The sequence below is a fragment of the Alkalihalobacillus sp. FSL W8-0930 genome, assembly GCA_037965595.1.
Lineage (GTDB): Bacteria > Bacillota > Bacilli > Bacillales > Bacillaceae_D > Alkalicoccobacillus.
The window spans coordinates 442,246-461,349 of sequence record CP150183.1 but is presented as its reverse complement, the minus strand read 5'-3'; the positions used below and the strand labels follow the sequence as shown (position 1 = coordinate 461,349).

The window sequence follows — 19,104 nt, the reverse complement described above, 5'->3', positions numbered from 1 at the left end:
CTCATTTATGTGAGTGAAAAGCTAAGCCTATACATAATACTTAGCATTTTCCTTCATCACTACTTCTAACTTTATGATTTGATGCTCTTTTATATCCTCTTCAAAAGCAAGATAGCCAAATAATTGAGTCAAAACCAAGTACCCTTGGTTAAAAGGCTCTTGAGTGATTGCAGCTGTAATGACTCCCGTATTCAAATATTGATAGATTTCTTGATTTAAATCATGACAGATTATGATGGGGGTTCGTTTCTGTTCGGACAAGGCCTCTGCGACTCTAAAGATATCGGAGGTTGAAACATATACGCCATCAATGGGGTCGGTTTGACTGAGAAATTCCTCCACAGAGAATGGCCCAATACCTTCTACGTCGGGATAAGCTTCAACCGCATCAAGAAAACCTTGATTCTTTGTTCGCGTCTGAAAGTCATCATTTTTGCCGACAACCGCCACACGGCCTTTCTTGCCTACAAACTTGCATGTTAATTCAGCTGCAAGCTTGCCCGCTTGCTCATAGTCGACACCTACATAAAACAATCGACCACTCGTTTGAATGTCCTGATTGAACGTACAAATCGTTATGCCTTTAGCCATTGCTTCTCTGATCACATCATCAAGCGGTTCTTCACCAGCAGCTATAGCAATGGCATGATACTGATCCTGATCCATAATGTTACGTATGAGCGTTTGTGCAGACAGTTCTGCTTCGTGCATTCGAAAAACGGTAAACTCAGCGCCATAATCCGTTAGCTCATGAATGGCTTTATTCAGCCCTACCTCCACTTGATCCCAGAAATATTGGCCAAAGGATGGATAGATAATAGCAATCTTATAGTTCATTTTCCGTGATAGAACAGAAGCTAGTTTATTTGGCTTGTATCCCAATTCTTCCACCATATCCATAATGCGCTGATAGGTTTCCTTTTTGACATTTCCTCGATTATTCAGAGCGCGGTCTACAGTGGCTATAGATAAACCTAGTTTTTCTGCTATGGTTTTGGCTGTGGTTTTTGTAACCGCTATCATTTTCTCTCTCCTCTTTTTTCTTTCTTTCCGTTATCGTACACGAAGCCTTTAAAATCATCAAGATAAATTATTTAAATAGTGAGAAAAGTACGCGGAGAAAAGGTGAGGACACAACATTAATGTGGACAGCAAGACACGAACATAGCACCGAATCCGCTGCAGGAGAATCCCTCGCTTTCCACGGGAACGGCCTCAGCCCCCTCCGCGGGGAAAACGCCGCTACAGTGTCTTCACCGCGTTCTGTTCCGTAGGAGTCTCGGGTTCTCCCTCCGCTCGTTCAGATAAAATCAAGAATGGCGAATGATTCTGAATCGAATCATTCGCCATTCTCTTTTTGATTTTTAGTTATGTCTCTCCCACTCTAATTCAGTTTTTTATCTTAGGTAAAACCATTCCTTTATACAGATGAACGGTAATTAGATAATAGATCGTGTAAATTCCAAGAAAGAGTATGATCGGGATCCAAATCTTATAGTAAGGTTCAACCAAGATAAAGGAAAATAGATTCATCCCAACTAGCACGTGCGTGATACCAAAAATTCCTGGGAACAAGAAGATAAAGAACAGTTCCTTATAAATGGATCCAGATAAAACTCTTGGTCTTACACCAATCTTACGTAGCATCTCATAACGACCAATGTCCTTTGTTGCACCTGATAGTACCTTAAACATTAGACAGCTTGCCATCATCGCTAAGAAGGCAATTCCTAAAAAGAAGCCCATAAAGACGGTTCCACTTGAAAAACTGTTTAACATTTCGTAACTCGCATATTTACTATAATACATAACTGATTCAAAACGCTCTTGTTGGCTTTCGTATATTTGCTGCCACTGAGGTAAATAATCAGTAAATGATTCTGTTTTTCCGATAATCACTGTCTTCTCAGGTTCATCTATGTTTAAAAAGTCTTCATTCGTTACAACCACGGGACCAGAATCAGGAAAGTTCGGTTCACTAATACTGAAAAGAAATGCGCTCCATTCTGGATCCATGTATTGTTGATCATCCGTAAGATCCCGAGTGACCGCAGGAATTTCGGCTTCTAATCGCTTTGTTTCCGGCTTTAATTCTCTGATCATTTGATTTTCATAAATAAGTGGACGTTGGGTATCAAGGTCCTCGTCTAGGAAATATAAATACTCGTCATCGATCTTGTAGCGGTATTCATTTGTCTCAGTAAAATCAACTGACTCTAAGACGCTCTTTTCCTCATCATTCGGATCAAAAATAGTTACATCATAGACATCTGTATACTCAATTAAGATACTGATATTGTTCTGGAATGCCATTCCAGCTGAGATCGCACCAGCTCCAAGTGCAATGAGCATCGTTACAGTTGCCAGCATTTTTTTGAGTCCATTTATGCGAAACCGAAGCTGAGAAAACGTAAAGGCTTGAATGCCCTTTTCATTTAAGCTTTTTGTATTTTTCAGGAGGTTTACGATCGTTGGAATAAGGGATGAAAAAATCAAGTACGTTCCAAGCGTCGTTGCAAGTGGAGCGAGTATCAGCCCTAACTCCCTAAGATTCTCCATATTGATTAAGGCATAATAACCAATCGCAAGTGAGATAACCCCAAGAACTGCTGAAATGATTTTTCCTTTCCCTCTCACAGGTACACGATCCGTTTGTGCATCCGCATGTACCAATTCTAGAACCTGTAGTCGTGCTAACCGGATCGAATTAATGATGCCGTTTATCAAAAATAGGATGACAAAAAAACCAAGAGTAATCGCTATTGCTGGCAAGAAGAAGGAAGAATAAGTGGTGCTTTCAAAGTTTAATGTACGCATTAACAGTTTTCCAACAACTTCTGCAAGCAATACCCCAATCCCAATTCCAATAGCAAGCGATACAATTCCAATGACAACTGTCTCTAAAAACATGATTTTTTGAATTTGCTTTTTCTTTGCCCCAAGTAGCATATACATTCCAAATTCTTTTTGACGTAATGATAAAAGAAAAGAGTTGGTGTAAAGGATATAGAAGAATGTAACGACTGCAAGCAGGACAGAGCCTACGTTGAATACTAACTGAATACTATTAATCATCGAGTTTTCAGATGTAAAGTCTTTGTTCCAAGCAAGTGTTTGGAACATATAGAAGATTGAAATGGACATGATGAGGCCAGCTAACAAGACGATATAATCTTTTAGCTTACTTTTAATTCCGGATATTGCGAGTTTTGATAACATGCTACTCCTCCTCTCTACGCCTGTGTGCCTAGTGCAGCTAATTCGTCGAGTATTTGCCTAAAGAATTCTTCACGTGTCCCTGTTCGAGTAATTTCCTTATAAAGCTCCCCATCTTGGATAAAGATGATTCGTTTGCAATAGCTTGCCGCGTTTGCATCGTGAGTGACCATCATAATCGTAATGCTGTGATCTTCATGTAAATGGGTCATGGTCTCAAGCAAGCTCTGTGCATTCTTTGAATCAAGAGCTCCCGTCGGTTCATCCCCAAGTAGCATGCTAGGGTTGTGGACAAGCGCACGTGCCGCTGCTGATCGTTGCTTTTGCCCCCCTGATAGTTGAGCAGGATACTTTTGTAAGATGGATTCAATATCCAACGTTTTTGCAACCGCATGTACTTTTGGTGAGATCTCTTTTGTTGATACGTTTTGAAGTGAAAGCGGTAATGCAATGTTTTCGTATACCGTCATACTTTCAAGCAAATTAAAGTCCTGAAAAATAAACCCGAGCTTCTGCGCTCTAAAATCAGCAAGCTGATTTTGATTCATCGTTGTAATATCCGTTCCATCAATCTGAATTTTGCCGTTTGATATGCCATCAAGAGTCGAAATCACATTTAGTAATGTTGTTTTACCAGACCCTGATGGCCCCATGATGCCTACAAATTCTCCTTTGTCTATCTCCATACTGACATTGTTTAAAGCCTTATATTGATTCTCCCCTTTTTTGCCGTATACTTTCTCCACGTTTGAAACATGTACCACTGAATGTGTCATTGCGCCGTCCTCCTATGTTTGTTTGTACTCAAAAGATAACACGCACTATGCGACCACTCGAATCGATTTAACTAACATCTAGCTTACAATCATGTAAGTTTCAGCCTTTGTGTTGAAATGAAAAACAGGCCGTACCATTTGTCATGGTACAGCCCATCTAAAACAAGTCCCTACTTTTTTTTATTTGATGGCAGCTTACTTGTCAGAATCACCGACACAATCATAATCATCCAGAAAAAGACGGGTACACCTACGTTAAACAACTGAAACAATAATCCCACTCCATTTTTTTAGTAAGGTGCCCCGGAAGCCTTAAGCATATTCTTCGTCCCACTTGGAAAGCTTTGCTATCATAGATGTGAACCTCTATAAATGAAAGGATGTTGACATTGTCTAAAAAAGTAGAACTTGGTACATCAGGTTTATTTGTAAACCCTATTGGTCTTGGTACAAATGCAGTTGGTGGACACAATCTGTTTAACAATCTAGATGAAGAAACAGGGAAAGAGCTCGTTCGGACAGGTCTGTCAGAAGGAATAAACTTTCTGGATACAGCTTTCATTTATGGTCCTGAGCATTCGGAGCGACTTGTTGGTGAGGTTGTGAAGGAAGCAGGCAATCGCGAGGATCTTGTCATCGCGACCAAAGCAGCACATCGCTTTGAAGGTAGTGATGTAAAAATGGACAACTCTCCAGCTTTTCTAAAGCAATCGGTGGATGATGCCCTTCGCCGTCTACAAACGGATTACATCGATTTGTTTTACATTCATTTTCCAGATGAAGACACACCAAAGGACGAAGCAGTTGGTGCGCTAAAAGAATTAAAGGACGCAGGGAAAATCCGCTCTATTGGTGTATCAAACTTCTCCATCGAACAACTGAAAGAAGCAAACAAAGATGGATATGTAGACGTCTTACAAGGCGAGTACAACTTGTTCACGCGTGATGCCGAGAATGACGTGCTTCCGTATATCGTTGAAAACAAGCTTTCATTCATCCCCTACTTCCCTCTTGCAGCTGGATTACTAGGCGGAAAGTACGACAAGAATTCAACGTTTGATGACATCAGAGCGAACCATCCTTTATTTAAAGGAGATGCATTTGAACACAATTTAGAAAAGGTCGAAGCCTTAAAAGAAATTGCTTCAAGCAAAGGCGTAGAAACCGCCCACCTTACACTTGCATGGTATCTTCAAAAAGACGGAATCGATGCCCTCATCCCAGGTGCCAAACGCCCTGACCAAGTATCAAATAACCTAAAAACACTCGACGTCACCCTTACCGCTGAAGAGTGGAAGGCAATTGATGAGATTTTTAAATAAGAAAACGTGAATGGCGAAGGATTCAATTGTTGAATCCTTCGCCATTTTTTCTTGTTTCGTATGGAGGGAGTTGCTTTGTAACATATTACCTTTATATTAAATGAAGGAGTATGCATGCATGAAACAAAATCGAACCCTGTTAATGATCATTCTGAGCTTGTCTATAAGCTTCGGTTTTAACTGTGTAAGTCTTGCGGAATCCCCTCAAGACCCTGAAACAAAAGCCATCCTTACCCTGCTGTTTCCAGAGACAGTAAAAGAAATAAAGAAGCAGTTCCCTGATCGAAGCTTTGACCTTTGGAATGCAGAGATCCTAGCTATGAATAACGTTAATAACGAAGATTATTCCATCAAGCTTTCCGTTAAATACAACACTTACACCGGGGCACACAATCCCCCTGAAGGTAATATTGTGGTGACGTATTTCATTACGCTAGATGGTGTGAGAGTGTTAGGTTTAAAAAGCGTTGAGTGAGAATGAATGAAGGTATAAAATGGATATACGAACAGTTTCCTCTAACGTAAGGAGGCATCATCATGCCAGATGGTTTTTTCGTGTGTTTAATCTTATCCATCCTTTTACTAATCATAGCTTATGGTTTAGGTATAAAGAGGAACCTTTCCTTTGTTACCTTTTTTAGCTTAGGTTTCTCAAGACATATGATTAAGGCGAACCATGACCAGATTGCAAAAGGTCTAGGAATTTACTCTCTAATGATGGCGTTGACGTTTTTTAGTATGCCTTTTGTCATTTCACACTTAGGAGAAAACATTGTATACCTCTATACCGCTTTTATTCTTATAACAACCGCTGTCACGTTAGTACATACGATTAAGCTAAATCATCAGTAGCATCCGTTAACCCCTTCAAAAATGTACCAATCATCACATCGAGTGTTTGGTCTAAGTCGTATGGCAAACCAAATCCTTGCGCCTGCTCAAGCGTAACAAAACCATGTAACATACTGCGCAGCATCCGAATGACGTGAATCGCATGATCAGTCTCTAAGTCAAATGCCTCTAGTACTCGCAAAATCACAAATACGATCTGTTCTTGCGCATGTTTCAGCTCAACGTTTTCCTCCTCCGCAGCACGAGAGGTCGCTTCATATAGTCCAGGATGCTCCTTGGCAAATCTAACGTAAGCATAGCTAAATTGCTTAACAGCATCCTCTTTACTCACATCTAAGACGCTCTCTTCTAACCTTTCATAAAGCTTTTGACATCCATGAACGGCAAGTAAATCATGAAGCTCATCGAGGCCACGAACATGATTATATAAAGAGGGTGGCTTGATCTTTAATTTCTCAGCCAATACTCCGATTGATAACTGTTTTAGCCCCTGCTCATCAGCAATGTTAGATGCTGAGTCTACTATGTCTGATATTGTTAAACCTCTTCTTGGAGTCATCCCATATGCCTTCTTTCCGCTTCCTTTATTGCCAAATTAATTTGTTCTTCAGGAGACGCTATCATTTGTCCATGTCCAACAGCAAGTAGTGTTGGATTCAACTCACGGATTTTTAGTACACTTTGAAGAGCCTTTACTTTACTCCACGTTGCGAATGCAGGAGCTGGAAAACGCCATTTCATGACACCTGATACAGCAATGCCTCCTCTTACTTGAAGCGCATCCCCTACAATGACTGCATTTGTTCGTGTATCAAGAAGACTGATAGATCCTGGTGTATGCCCCGGAGTTTCAACAACAGTCAAGGAACCAATTTGGTCGCCTTCTACAAGCAACCGATCTGGTAACGTTTGAATCGATGTTGGAACACCGCCCCGAATAGGTGTATCATCTTCACCTTGTAAAAGTCCTTTATCACCTTTTAATAACCGGGCATCCCTTTTTGATATGCTAACTTGAACATGTGGCAGCAGTTCTTTTAGTTTATCTAACGACCCAATATGATCACTATGTGCATGTGTTAAGATAACCTGCTGAATCGGTTTTCCAATTCTCTCGGCGGTCTTCATTATTTTCTTGTAGCTAGACGGTAAGGCCGCATCAATGAGTGTAAGGTACTCTTCTTCCTCGATAAGGTAACAATTTACTGGAAACAACGTAGGCATAAAAGTCAGCTGATAGACATGATTGATCTTTGTTACCTTCATTCTCATCATCCTTTTCAAATAAACTAATCGAATTAGTTTTATAATAACTAATTCGATTAGTTTATGCAACTCTTTTTAAATTGACAGGATGTTTAATCCATACCTAACGCATTTCTCAAATACATTTTTAACCCTTCAATTAGTCCACCTATGTCTGTCTCCATCTCTTCGCCTAAATTCCGATGAAGAATTAAACCGTCTGTCAGGATGATGAGATACGATGCAATGACATCCGGTGTTTGTTTCGGGTTAAACTCTCCTGCTTCTGTTCCCTTTTCTATTACATCAATGTAAAAGCCCTTCACGTTCTGTAGGCGCTTTTTTAAAAACTGTGTTCGTTCTTTACTTGCTTCTCTGAAACCCGCAACAAAATATTCGTAAATCACTAAGCCAACTGGATCCATTGGTACGATGTTATGCGCCTCTACGACCGAATTGAGTACGCCCCAACTCGTTTCATACTTTTCATAAAGTCTGTCTTTTTGCCCCGTGAATGCTTCTTCACCTTGATCCATCAAGGCTCTCATCATCTCTTCAGTATTTGAGAAGTATTGATAGACGCCGCCTCGGCTCATTCCCGATTCTTCTACTACATCGTGCATTGTTGTTTTTTCAAATCCTTTTCGGATAAAAACGGTTTTAGCCGCTGCAATAATTTCATTTCTACGCTTTTCCTTGTACGCTTGCGATACTTTCGGAGACATGGATGTGCCTTCTTTCTACCACGTATTTAACAGGGATTGTGACAAGCCCAAGAACAATAAGCAAGCTCCCTGATAAAATAAATGCTACCACAACTCCGAATCCTTCCGATAGTAGTCCACCCGTTATAATACCGAGTAACATGCCGAATGTGGTTAAACTGTTAATAAATCCAAAGACACGCCCCGTCTTATCCACAGGTGTTTGTTTTTGAGTCAGAATGGTGGTCGTAATGGAGACGGCTCCAATCGAAAAGCCCATGATAAAAAATAATGCGGGATACACGATGTAAAGTGTTGGAATAGGGAGACCTTTAAGCAACGCAACAGATACTAGAACACATCCCATAGTTAACGTAGCTATAAATAAAATCGTTAGTGTTGAGCGAATTTTCCTCCTTGCGTAGTACGCACTCGCTAAAAACGTCCCTGTTCCAGCACAAGCGATGCCGTAGCCCATGACCTTTGTCGGATCTGAAAAAATATCACGTAAGAGAATGATGATTTGAGTGTCTGCAATTTGAAGAGCTAGCATCATAAAGCTGAGCAACAACACACTTATTAACACAACGGGTATGGTACGGAGAAACGCAAATCCTTCTCGTAAGTCAGATTGTAATGTAGTCATCCAGCTCTTTTTTACTGTTTGATCTTTTTGAGGAGTTTGAATCGATTTCGGTACTTTTAATAGGATTAATGTAGAGACCCCAATTACAATAGCATTTGTGATAAAAGAACCTTGAATTCCAATCACAGCAACCAACAGCCCACTGAGAAAAGGCCCGATGATTTTAGACGCATTATCAATCATTCCACTGATTCCCATCGCTGCTTGAATGTGATCCATGCCAACGATTTCTTTGACCTTTCCACTTTTAGCGGGTCCAAAAAGCGACTCAAAAAATCCTCGCACAAATAACAGAACATAAACCTGCCAAAGAGCAGTGGAAAATGCAATGCCAAGAACAAGAACAATACAAACGACGTTTGAGATGATCATAATGTGCTTCCGTTCAAACCGATCTGCTAACACTCCAGCAATTGGCGCTAGAAGTACCATTGGAGCCACAAGCATCAGGATCACTCCAGACATTTCAAGTGGCGACGCATTCCACTTCAAAGCAACAAGCCCCATTAAAGCAAGCATATCCAGCCAGCTTCCAAGCGATGATAACGTTTGTGCAGCAATCATGTACACATATCCCTTGTTTTGAAACAGCTTTTTAGCCTTTACATTTTCCAACTAAATCCCTCCAGAAAACAAAAGTGACAACCTTGTCGTTATTATAAACGACAAGGTTGTCACTTTACAAGATTTTCTTTTGGATTATTTGTGAAAATATAATAGCTCAATCTCTTTTACTGGTTGATGATCTGATAAGTCTATGAAGTATAGGCTTTGCCAATCCTGCGTTTTCTTAGCGGTAGCATTTAATCCTGTGACCCAATCTGGATAGACTCTAAAAGCCATTTTTCCTTTTTGACTTTCCGTTTTGATGATCCCTCGTTTTATCATTTCCTCTTTCGGAAAGACAAATTGTCCTTTCATGTGAAGTGTCTCATCGATAACTGAGATAATGGTCTTGTCAGGGGTTTGATCTTCTGAATAAGCTTGATTTATTCCTTGATTGTCTTTTAACCAGACAGCTACAAAGTACCCTTTCTTTTTCGGAGTAGCTTTTGCAAGGCGACTCCGAAAAGCAACACCATCAATACGTACAGAAAAGCCTTCATAGTCTTTGTTACTATTCTCTTTTATAAGATTTTCTAATGTATAATTCTCTTGAAGAATGGCCCGAATAAGTAACTCTGAATGCATGTACAAACACTCTCTTTCTATAAAAGTTTTTCAGGCGTTTCAGCATACCATTCAGTGTATCCACAGCGTATACAAACGATGGGCTTAATTACTGAGAGTTTGCTGTTAGTAAATAGCTTTGCTCCCTCAGGATTTTTAACGATAAATCCTGATAACCCTTGATCTACATGACATTCAATTGTTTCAGTTCCGCACTTTCCACACTTCATACAATCCCCATCTTTAACAATATCTCACTTATTTCTACGAACTGAGGCTCTTTGCGTTTCGCAAATGTCACAGAAAAAAAACTCCGTTCAGTTAGAACGAAGCTCTCTTTGGTTATTTAGATGAATGGTTACTTTAAACAAATCACCATCAATGTCCAGATTTAATTGACCACCATGTAGTTCAGCAATGGATTGCGCAATAGCCAGGCCGAGTCCTGATCCTTCTGTGTGACGAGCTTCATCAGCACGCTTAAAGCGCTCAAATAATTCCTCAGGATTCTCACTTAGTTCAAAGCGCGAGATGTTTTTGATCACAATGTCTACTTGTTCGTCTTGTTCCGTTACTGTTAAATATACACGCGTACCCGGTTGCGAATACTTTGAGACATTCAATAAAAGATTATCGAGCATACGCCAGCATTTCTGCCCATCTACATACACAAACAACTCGTCATCCGGCATGTTCAAGCGCAAATCTAACTGCTCCTGATCGAAAGCTTCCTGATGCTCGACAATCGCTTGTTGAATCAGCTGCTTCAACTCAATATTAGCTTTCTTTAACTCAATTTGACCACTTGCCATTTTTGACACATCGAACAAATCGTCAATAAGAACTTTTAATCGCTCAGACTTTCTCGCAAGAACGTCCACATACGATTGTCTCTCCTCTGTTGGTAAGTCAGGGTTTTTCAGTAGATCCGTGTACGTAATAATTGATGTTAACGGAGTTCGTAAGTCGTGACTGACATTTGTAATAAGCTCTGTCTTCATCCGTTCACTTTTTGCCTGCTCATTCATTGAGGTTGAAATGCCTTCACGCAGCTGATTGATATGTTTAGCATGAGTGGTGATAAATGAATGCCCTTTTATCTCTAAAGGTGCACGAAGCGTTCCGTTTGTGAGCTGCTCGGTTTGTTTGATGACCTGGTTAAGGTAGCCGAGTCTTAGTAGGAAGAGTATGAGGGTTGGTATGCCTACGAATAACGTACACAATATAAACAGGATTGCTGATGTATCGCTCGGAGCAATGGCTAAGAATATCGAACCAATTCCCCATACAAAAATAACAAGTATAAAAACGAGTAACTTAAACAACAAAGTTATATTTGAGAAAGCGTCGCGAATGGTTCGATACGTTCTTAGAACAACTCCTTGTTTTAATCCCTCGATTAAATAAGTGCTATCGTTAATCTCAAGATAAAGCCATACTATTTGGTGAAGTGCGAGCCAGATGAAAAAGATGTAGAGGGCGAAGATGATAAAGAAGCCCATATCGATATAATTTAGACTACTAAAGGAATCCAAACCTGCTCCTAAGAAAAAGAAAAAGTCGAACATCAATGTTACTGCTAAAATGATTAAACGAACATCAAGAGAAATTTTTTTATAATTTCCCCTCATGGAATTATCTTCAAACCAGTCAAGGTCAAGCTTAAAGGAAGTAGCTAAAAAGAAGATTGCTGCGACTCCAAGTACTATGATTAAAGGAGTCGTAAAATCCATAAAATTAAATACAGCATATACAAGAGATCCTATGTCGCCAATATTGTTTAACAGACTGAACACACCCACAAGCGCAATTCCCAACAACAAACTCCAACTAATCGTTTTTCCAAAATGCTCTCTCATGATCGATTCGCCTCCTTTTCAATCAGATAGCCTACGCCCCAAACTACTTTTACATAACGAGGATTTTTAGGATCGACTTCGACTTTCTCTCTGATCTTGCGTATATGAACAGCAACGATATTTTCAGAGTTATAAGCAGGTTCATTCCACACTCTCTCGTAGATTTCATGAATCGAAAACACACGTCCAAGATGTCTCATAAGTAGCTCAGTTATGCGATATTCAATAGGAGTCAACTTGATCGTAACCCCATCAAGTTGGACACACTTTGCTTCTTGATCAAGGGTCAGTCCGTCTACTCTTATAACTGTATCCTTTTTTTCATACGTGCCAAGCTGTGTATATCTTCTCATTTGCGATTTCACCCGTGCCATCAGCTCCATTGGATGAAATGGCTTTGTGATATAATCGTCCGCGCCAATCGATAGACCGTGAATCTTGTCTGTTTCCTCAGACTTCGCACTCAACATAATAATCGGTATATTTCGTTCCTGCCTTATTTTAAATGTAGCCTCAATTCCATTCATCTCGGGCATCATGATATCTAAAATAAGAAGATGAACCTCATTCATTTCAAGTAGATTTAGTGCCTCTCGCCCATTTTCCGCCTGGAGCACCCGGTATCCATCATTCTTTAAATAGATATCAATGCCGTCACGAATATCTTTGTCATCATCCACAACCATGACTGTGTAATCTGCCATTGTCTAACCTCCGCTCAACCTGTTCTTCATAGTCCTATTGTACCCCCCATATCTGAAGTTTCCAGTACTGAAAAACTGAAGAAATTCTTAAGAAATCGCTGGAGAGTTTAAGAATGATTGGGAATTGTGCCGTATTAGGTGAGGAGGAGGGCTTGAGTTTATTTATGCATGTAGTTTTTTTGAGCGGGTGCTGCGGGGGTTTGCGCATCTTAACTTTTTTTGAGCATGGACCCTGCTTTTTTGCGCATTCTAGCTTTTTTTGAGCATGCACCCCGCTTTTTTGCGCATCTTAACTTTTTTTGAGCATGCACCCTGCTTTTTTGCGCACCTTAGCTTTTTTTGAGCATGCACCCTGCTTTTTTACGCATCTTAACTTTTTTTGAGCATGCACCCTGCTTTTTTGCGCACCTTAGCTTTTTTTGAGCATGGACCCCGCTTTTTTGCGCATTCCGCTCCGCACCCTCATCCCCGCGCACTCTCCTCCCCGCCACCACAACAAAAAAAGATCGCCAAGGGCGATCTTCACATCTTATATCGTAAATTCTACTTCGTCCCCATCAACCATTCTATCTGCTGGTTTTGTTTGGGCGATGATTTTTCCTGCTCGTACGGAGTAGAGGACAGGCGCTTGCTGTCTAATCATCGTGAATTCGTCTGGTGCACCCATGATGATGAGGTTTGCTGGTTTGCCTTCTTCGATTCCGTATTGGTCTTGGATGTTGAGTACTTTGGCACTGTTGGTTGTGATGAAATCAATGGATTGTTTAATTTGATCGTATCCCATTAGGTGTGTGACATGTAGGCCCATGTGCAGAACCTGCAGCATATTGCCTGTTCCAAGTGGATACCATGGATCAAAGATGTCATCGTGTCCAAAGGAGACGTTGAGTCCTGCTTCTTGAAGTTCTTTTACTCTTGTAATGCCGCGGCGCTTTGGATAGCTGTCGAAGCGTCCTTGAAGATGCGTGTTGACTAGTGGATTGGCGACGAAGTTTAGGTCTGCCATCTTGAATACACGCATGAGTTTAGCGACATAGGCGTTATTGTAAGAGTGCATCGCTGTTGTGTGTGAAGCTGTGACTTTAGAGCCCAGACCTGTTTGGTAGGCTTTTGCTGCGACTACTTCTACAAAACGAGATTGTTCATCATCGATTTCATCACAATGGAAATCTAAGAGCTTGCCATATTTTTCGGCTAGGGCAAAGGAAATATTGATGCTCTCGACACCCATTTCTCTTGTCATTTCAAAGTGAGGAATACCACCAACCACATCAGCCCCTAGTTGAATAGCTTCTTCAAGAAGTTCTTTTCCTTTTGGATAAGAGAGAATGCCTTCTTGTGGAAAGGCTACGAGCTGTACATCTACTAAATGCTTCATTTCTTCTTTTACTTCAAGAAGTGCTTTAAACGCTGTTAGGTTTTCGTCTGTTGTATCAACGTGTGTGCGTACAAATTGAATTCCCTGTGCAGCTTGCCACGTCAATGCTTTCTTCGCACGCTGTTTAACGTCTTCATGCGTTAACTTTTCTTTTCGTTCGGTCCAGCGTTGAATGCCTTCGAAGAGAGTTCCGGACTGGTTCCAATTTGGATCTCCAGCTGTCATCGTTGAATCTAGATGGATATGAGGCTCAATAAATGGCGGAAGGACCATATTTCCACCTGCATCTAGTACATCCTCTCCTTCCACCTCAATACGACGATCGATTTTTTCGATTGCCTTGTCACTTATAAGTAGATCCCATTTACCTTCGCGATCTCGTAAGGTTGCATTTTTAATAATCATCTCTGGTCCCTCTCTCTGTTTGGTTTATTTCTTCTCTGTTAGCTTGCTAATAACTACATAACTAATACCGGCCCCGAGTAGCGAGTTGAGCGGCGGGATGCCTGGTATGAATAAGGCGCATAGTAACCCAATGAACCAAGCAACAATGGCCTGATAACGAACAGGGACAGAGCTCTCCTCAAGCTTTCCATTCTGACCTTTGCTCCGAATAAGATAGTCAACGATGAGGATGGCTCCAATTGGAGGTAAGGTTAAATTTAAAAAGTTTAGCCAGCTCATGAAGTTGTTGTACAACCACATAGCTAGTAATGTACCGAGCATGCCGTTAAAAATCACAAGTATCTTTTTAGGTAGCTTTGTAATATTTGCAAAGCCAAGTCCTGATGCATATAACGCATTATCGTTAGTGGTCCAAATGTTAAGACCTAAGATGATGAGTGCGGGTATGATAAGTCCCTGCGTGAACATCACTTCTGAAATATCTGCTTGTCCTGTTGAAATGGCTCCTATCGCTCCAAATAAAAACATTAAGGAGTTTCCAAGGAAGAAGGCAAGCAGTGTGGTCGACACGGCGATCTTTTTAGTTTTAGCAAATCGTGCAAAGTCTGGTGTCAGTGTTCCGCCACTAATAAAGGAGCCGAGACAAATCGAAATGGCAGCAGCAATCCCAATTGTTTCCAGTGGCTGGTAGGCCATTAATTCTTCAAACCCACCCATTGAGCTTACAGCTCGAGTACTTGATATGGTTCCAAGAACAGCAATGGCAGGTACAGCCACAAAGCTAAGGATTGTTAATGCGCGTATGCCTAAGTAGGCGGTCGCAGTCATTAGGATGCCCGCCACAATAATAACAAGCCAAATATTAACTCCAGTAACCTTTTGAAAGGGGAGCGCAAACATCATAACGCCAACCCCAAACCAGCCAATTTGTGTGATACCAAGCAGAAACGAAGGAAGATAAGAGCCTTGATGCCCAAATGAATATCGTGTTAACAAGTGTGTGGATAATCCTGTTTTCGAAGCGATATATGACAACGTGCCTGTGTATGCGCCAAGCAGAAGATTTCCGATAAGAACGGTGATAATGAATTGTGAAAATGTCAGTCCTTGCCCGAGTGTCCCTCCTGCGAGCATACTTGCTGAGAAAAACGTAAAGCCTACCATCAGCATCGCCATTTTCCAGAAACCTCTTCTGTGCGATGCTGCTACAGCCTCCAGTGCAAAATCATGATCTACATAATCCTTACCCATCTTTACTTCCTCCATTCATTCTTAGCAAAAAAGCCCGGGAAGAATCAATGGATTCTTCACCGGACTTTTCCTCCCAGTTTAAGCATCAAAGATGCCGCTTCCCCGGACCTGACCCCTCTTATGTATGAAAATTGAGCGGAACCCTGAGATGCTTACTATATGTTTGATGGAAGTATATCATACGAAATTCGCCAAAATACGACACTTGTCAAATTATCTGACATTCTTTATTTTATCGCTCACGCTCCAAAAAAGCGAGCACTTCTTCACGTGTTGGCAAAGCGGTCATGGCACCTTTTGTTGAGGCAGTGAGTGCACCCGAGACAGCGGCGAACGTACCAATCTGTTTGAGTGTCTCTGGTTGAAGCTCCTGCAGTGCAACCTTTGAATGATTCAGTTCGGCAAGAACACTTGAAACGAACGCGTCTCCTGCACCTGTGGTATCCACTGTACTCACTTTAAAAGCGGGAATATTTACTTTATGAGTATTGGTGTAAAAGGAGCAGCCTTGCTCACCCTTTGTAATGATGAGTAAGGGAATTGCATAATCCTTCAGCTTTAACACTGCTGCTGTTTCATCAGTTTCACTTGTTAGAAATTCAAGCTCCTCCTCGGACAGCTTCACAATATCACTTGTAAGCAGGACAGCTTTTATTTGTTCTAGCGCAGAAAGCTCGTCCGGCCAAAGAGAAAGACGTATGTTTGGATCAAAGGAAACAAGCATTCCATTTTCTTTTGCAAGGTGGATAGCCTTATGGGTGGCAGCACGACTTGTTTGATGAATGGTTGAGATCGAGCCGATATGTAAGATCTTAGCTTGCTTAAAAAGTGATTCGTCCAAATCATCTGCAGAAAGCAGTTGATCTGCACTTTGATCAATTAAGAATTCAAAGCTGCGCTCGCCGTCCTCAGCAAGCTCCACAAATACAAGTGGTGTCTTGGCAAGCGTTGTTTGCTTTAATCCATGCGTATGCACGCCAAAGAATTGCAGTGTTTTTTTCAGGAAGTTTCCTAAGAGATCCGAGCCAACAGACCCGATAAAATAACTCTCTACACCCAGACGGCTTACTCCTACTGCCACGTTTGCAGGAGCACCACCAGGACTTTTTTGATAAGTAGTATTTTCTTGATCTATTGGAATCATATCAACCAACAGTTCCCCGAGCGAAATGACTCCGTTCTGATTTCCCATCCTCATCCCCTCCGCCTCTTCATCTTCTGCTATTACTATAGCATGAATGGCAGAAGATAGAGAGATTAGAGGTTGATACGTTCGCCAGTTCGTGATGATTCGATAGCTGCCCAAGTTAATTGTAGACTCTTTATGTTATCTTCAATCGAGGTAGGTGGAACAGTGTTGTGCTTAATCGATTGAACGAATGTGTCTAATGAGATCATTCGGTCTGATTTTGAGAGTGTAACAAGAGGCATCTCGACCGGCTCATCTATCTCTCCTTTATAGTAAAATAAACGATCATCAACCAGCTCGATGGCTCCCTTCTCACCAACAAAACGAATGGTTCCATTCCATGTCGTTTTCTTTCCTAACCCAGCCCATCTACCCCGGTATTGAACACGTGTCCCCTTTTTAAAATGGATCGCTACATCTGCATGAGGATTCCCTTTAAACCAGCTCCAGGAGGGCTTAAAGCTTGCAGCCTGAATTGATTCGGCTTCATCATCTAACACGTATCGGAGCAAGTCAAAGTGATGAATGGCCATATCCTGAAGGAGAATTTCCTCGTACTCATCTCTCCAGCCACCAAAGCGTGTCGCCTTATTAAAATCGTAATCAACGTATTCAATGAAGCCTAGCTCTCCTGTTGAGATTAACTGCTTCACTGTTTGAATTTGCGAGTTCCAACGATAATTTTGACTGACCATCACGTGCTGATTAAAGGAACGACTAAAGGTTAAAAGTTCTTCTGCTTCTTCCTCTGTATCTGTCAGGGGTTTTTCCATCATGACATGTAATCCAGCCTTTAATGCAAGCTCTGCTAATGCTTTATGTGATTTAGGTGGCGTAACGATTAATACAAAGTCTGCGCAGACCTCACTTAGCGCTTCCTCAAAAGAAGTGAACAGTCGATATGACTGAACCTCGGTTAGACGGTCCAGCTGTTGATCAACCACCGCAACAATCTCTACTTCCTGATGTGCAAGCAGCAGATCCAGCCACGACCTGCCAAAACCACCTAACCCAACTTGTATAGCTTTTACCTTTTTCATTCCCTTCCCCTCTCGTGCACGGGGACGTTCAGCTACCCCATGCTATTTCCATTTATCTTTAGTTTGGCGTAAACGCATGTGTCACGATAAGATCTGCCATCGGTGGAAAGGCTGTTTTGCTTTAAGATGGCTTCTAGTTCGTAGCCTAGCTTCTCAGGAATCGCTCTACTTAATGTATTTGCAGGATCACAGTGAATTTCAAGACGATGTACGCCCAGTTGTTGAAAGGCAAAGCCTGTAATGCCTGCTACAGCTTCTGTCATGTAGCCTTTTCCACTATGACGCGTATCCATCCAGTAGCCAATCTCCATCTTTGGCACAGACCAGTTAATATTATGAAGGCCGGATGAGCCTATAAACACGCCTGTTTGACGATCAAATAAGTGAAGTCGTAAGTCTTTCTTTCGCATAAATTGTTCGTGCGCATACCTGACTCCATTTTCCGTTTGTTCTACGGTCGTCTGGTAATGGGCCCAATGGATCCATGGCAGCATTTCTTTTAATGAAGCTTGCTGCGCTTCATAGACGGCTTTTCCATCACCAGGCATAGGGAGTCTAATAAAGAGCCTTTCAGTTACAAATGATTGTGGCACATTAGGCAGCATGTTCAGCATACGTACACCCCGTTTCACTTCTATACACAAAGTATAAGTGTCACGAGCAGGTCCTATACTAAACTTTTGCATCGAACGTTACGCAGGAGCAGATGTCATGCTTGCCTGCTTTAACTCTAATTTCGCAAAGGTACGTAAGACAATGTAGAGCTGAATAAAGCAAAAAAAGCTGATTCCAAACAGAAAGAGAAGCACTGGAAACAAGAAGAGAATGTGATAAACCGTCAGGACGGCCGCAACCATATATAGCGTACGTAGCGGCATATACAACGCAATGAAAAATGACTGCTTTAATGAATCCAACAGCGTAAGGTCAAAATGAACGGTTGCCGGAAAGACATACAGGGCTGTGAGTACTAATAACGCCGCTACAAGAAATAAAGCATATCGGACAAAGATGACTACCCATGCAGAGTCCACTATAAAAAAGGTGGTGTTCACATAGATCATCAAAGCGCCAAGGATTAGCACAAACGTTAATCCATTTCCTCTTAAAAAATACGTTTTATACTGTTGCCAAAATGTTCGCCACACAGGCACATCTGCCTCTTTTCTCATCCATCGCCTGATCACATCACACATGGCTAATGTACTTGGTCCAAATCCAAAGAGCAGCAGCCCTGCAACTGTTCCGATTAACCACAGTACGTTTAATTTCACTAGAAATAAAAAGATTTCGCCAACCGCGTAGATTCCACCTGTTACTCCTTGACCTAGCATTTGGCAACCCTCC

Annotated in this window: 20 protein-coding genes; 3 read left to right on the top strand and 17 right to left on the bottom strand. The window is 41.4% G+C overall.

The genetic code is table 11. The features are described 5' to 3' along the window. Window positions 1-27: 27 nt before the first annotated feature. The 3 genes from NSQ54_02490 to NSQ54_02480 all read right to left on the bottom strand — a co-directional run bounded on the left by NSQ54_02490 (window position 28) and on the right by NSQ54_02480 (window position 3,992). Entirely contained in the window at window positions 28-1,023 is a 996-nt protein-coding gene (locus tag NSQ54_02490; GenBank protein WYP27003.1) for a LacI family DNA-binding transcriptional regulator, read from the bottom strand. A gap of 366 nt (window positions 1,024-1,389) precedes the next feature. Continuing rightward, entirely contained in the window at window positions 1,390-3,219 is a 1,830-nt protein-coding gene (locus tag NSQ54_02485) for an ABC transporter permease (protein ID WYP27002.1), read from the bottom strand. Between the two features lie 14 nt (window positions 3,220-3,233). After that, window positions 3,234-3,992: an ABC transporter ATP-binding protein gene (locus tag NSQ54_02480; protein ID WYP27001.1), complete on the bottom strand. Its 759-nt coding sequence runs from the start codon at window positions 3,990-3,992 to the stop codon at window positions 3,234-3,236. 389 nt (window positions 3,993-4,381) lie between these two features. On the opposite strand from NSQ54_02480, the gene NSQ54_02475 reads away from it, so the two are divergent. From NSQ54_02475 to NSQ54_02465, 3 genes are all read left to right on the top strand, one after another. Next, entirely contained in the window at window positions 4,382-5,314 is a 933-nt protein-coding gene (locus tag NSQ54_02475; GenBank protein ID WYP27000.1) for an aldo/keto reductase, read from the top strand. A 118-nt stretch (window positions 5,315-5,432) separates the two neighbouring features. After that, window positions 5,433-5,789, top strand: coding sequence for a DUF3888 domain-containing protein (locus NSQ54_02470; protein ID WYP26999.1), 357 nt, complete (start codon window positions 5,433-5,435; stop codon window positions 5,787-5,789). A 62-nt stretch (window positions 5,790-5,851) separates the two neighbouring features. After that, entirely contained in the window at window positions 5,852-6,166 is a 315-nt protein-coding gene (locus NSQ54_02465; GenBank protein WYP26998.1) for a hypothetical protein, read from the top strand. Here the strand turns inward: NSQ54_02465 and NSQ54_02460 are convergent. The 14 genes from NSQ54_02460 to NSQ54_02395 all read right to left on the bottom strand — a co-directional run bounded on the left by NSQ54_02460 (window position 6,147) and on the right by NSQ54_02395 (window position 19,091). Beyond that, window positions 6,147-6,725, bottom strand: coding sequence for a TetR/AcrR family transcriptional regulator (locus NSQ54_02460; protein ID WYP26997.1), 579 nt, complete (start codon window positions 6,723-6,725; stop codon window positions 6,147-6,149). The genes NSQ54_02465 and NSQ54_02460 overlap by 20 nt on opposite strands. Next, a complete protein-coding gene (locus NSQ54_02455; GenBank protein WYP26996.1) occupies window positions 6,722-7,438 on the bottom strand; it encodes an MBL fold metallo-hydrolase in 717 nt (238 codons plus the stop codon). Before NSQ54_02455 ends, NSQ54_02460 begins: the two co-directional genes overlap by 4 nt. An 86-nt stretch (window positions 7,439-7,524) precedes the next feature. Further along, the gene (locus tag NSQ54_02450; protein ID WYP26995.1) at window positions 7,525-8,136 is read right to left on the bottom strand and encodes a TetR family transcriptional regulator; all 612 of its coding nucleotides are present in this window, start codon (window positions 8,134-8,136) and stop codon (window positions 7,525-7,527) included. Then, window positions 8,096-9,376, bottom strand: a complete 1,281-nt coding sequence (locus NSQ54_02445; GenBank protein ID WYP26994.1) for an MFS transporter — start codon at window positions 9,374-9,376, stop codon at window positions 8,096-8,098. Before NSQ54_02445 ends, NSQ54_02450 begins: the two co-directional genes overlap by 41 nt. 84 nt (window positions 9,377-9,460) lie before the next feature. Continuing rightward, window positions 9,461-9,952, bottom strand: a complete 492-nt coding sequence (locus NSQ54_02440; GenBank protein ID WYP26993.1) for a MepB family protein — start codon at window positions 9,950-9,952, stop codon at window positions 9,461-9,463. A gap of 17 nt (window positions 9,953-9,969) precedes the next feature. Next, on the bottom strand, window positions 9,970-10,161 hold the full coding sequence (locus tag NSQ54_02435) for a hypothetical protein (GenBank protein WYP26992.1): 192 nt from the start codon (window positions 10,159-10,161) through the stop codon (window positions 9,970-9,972). Between the two features lie 87 nt (window positions 10,162-10,248). After that, a complete protein-coding gene (locus NSQ54_02430; protein ID WYP26991.1) occupies window positions 10,249-11,790 on the bottom strand; it encodes a HAMP domain-containing sensor histidine kinase in 1,542 nt (513 codons plus the stop codon). Then, entirely contained in the window at window positions 11,787-12,494 is a 708-nt protein-coding gene (locus tag NSQ54_02425) for a response regulator transcription factor (GenBank protein ID WYP26990.1), read from the bottom strand. Before NSQ54_02425 ends, NSQ54_02430 begins: the two co-directional genes overlap by 4 nt. 529 nt (window positions 12,495-13,023) lie before the next feature. Next, the gene (gene codA / locus NSQ54_02420) at window positions 13,024-14,277 is read right to left on the bottom strand and encodes a cytosine deaminase (GenBank protein WYP26989.1); all 1,254 of its coding nucleotides are present in this window, start codon (window positions 14,275-14,277) and stop codon (window positions 13,024-13,026) included. Between the two features lie 24 nt (window positions 14,278-14,301). After that, window positions 14,302-15,528 (bottom strand): cytosine permease, encoded by a 1,227-nt coding sequence (gene codB, locus NSQ54_02415; protein WYP26988.1) that lies wholly within the window; start codon window positions 15,526-15,528, stop codon window positions 14,302-14,304. 232 nt (window positions 15,529-15,760) lie between these two features. Continuing rightward, a complete protein-coding gene (locus NSQ54_02410) occupies window positions 15,761-16,720 on the bottom strand; it encodes a carbohydrate kinase (GenBank protein WYP26987.1) in 960 nt (319 codons plus the stop codon). Window positions 16,721-16,785: 65 nt separating this feature from the next. After that, on the bottom strand, window positions 16,786-17,757 hold the full coding sequence (locus NSQ54_02405; protein ID WYP26986.1) for a Gfo/Idh/MocA family oxidoreductase: 972 nt from the start codon (window positions 17,755-17,757) through the stop codon (window positions 16,786-16,788). Between the two features lie 32 nt (window positions 17,758-17,789). Further along, a complete protein-coding gene (locus tag NSQ54_02400) occupies window positions 17,790-18,371 on the bottom strand; it encodes a GNAT family N-acetyltransferase (protein ID WYP26985.1) in 582 nt (193 codons plus the stop codon). Between the two features lie 78 nt (window positions 18,372-18,449). Then, the gene (locus NSQ54_02395) at window positions 18,450-19,091 is read right to left on the bottom strand and encodes a DUF624 domain-containing protein (protein WYP26984.1); all 642 of its coding nucleotides are present in this window, start codon (window positions 19,089-19,091) and stop codon (window positions 18,450-18,452) included. Between the last annotated feature and the right edge of the window lie 13 nt (window positions 19,092-19,104).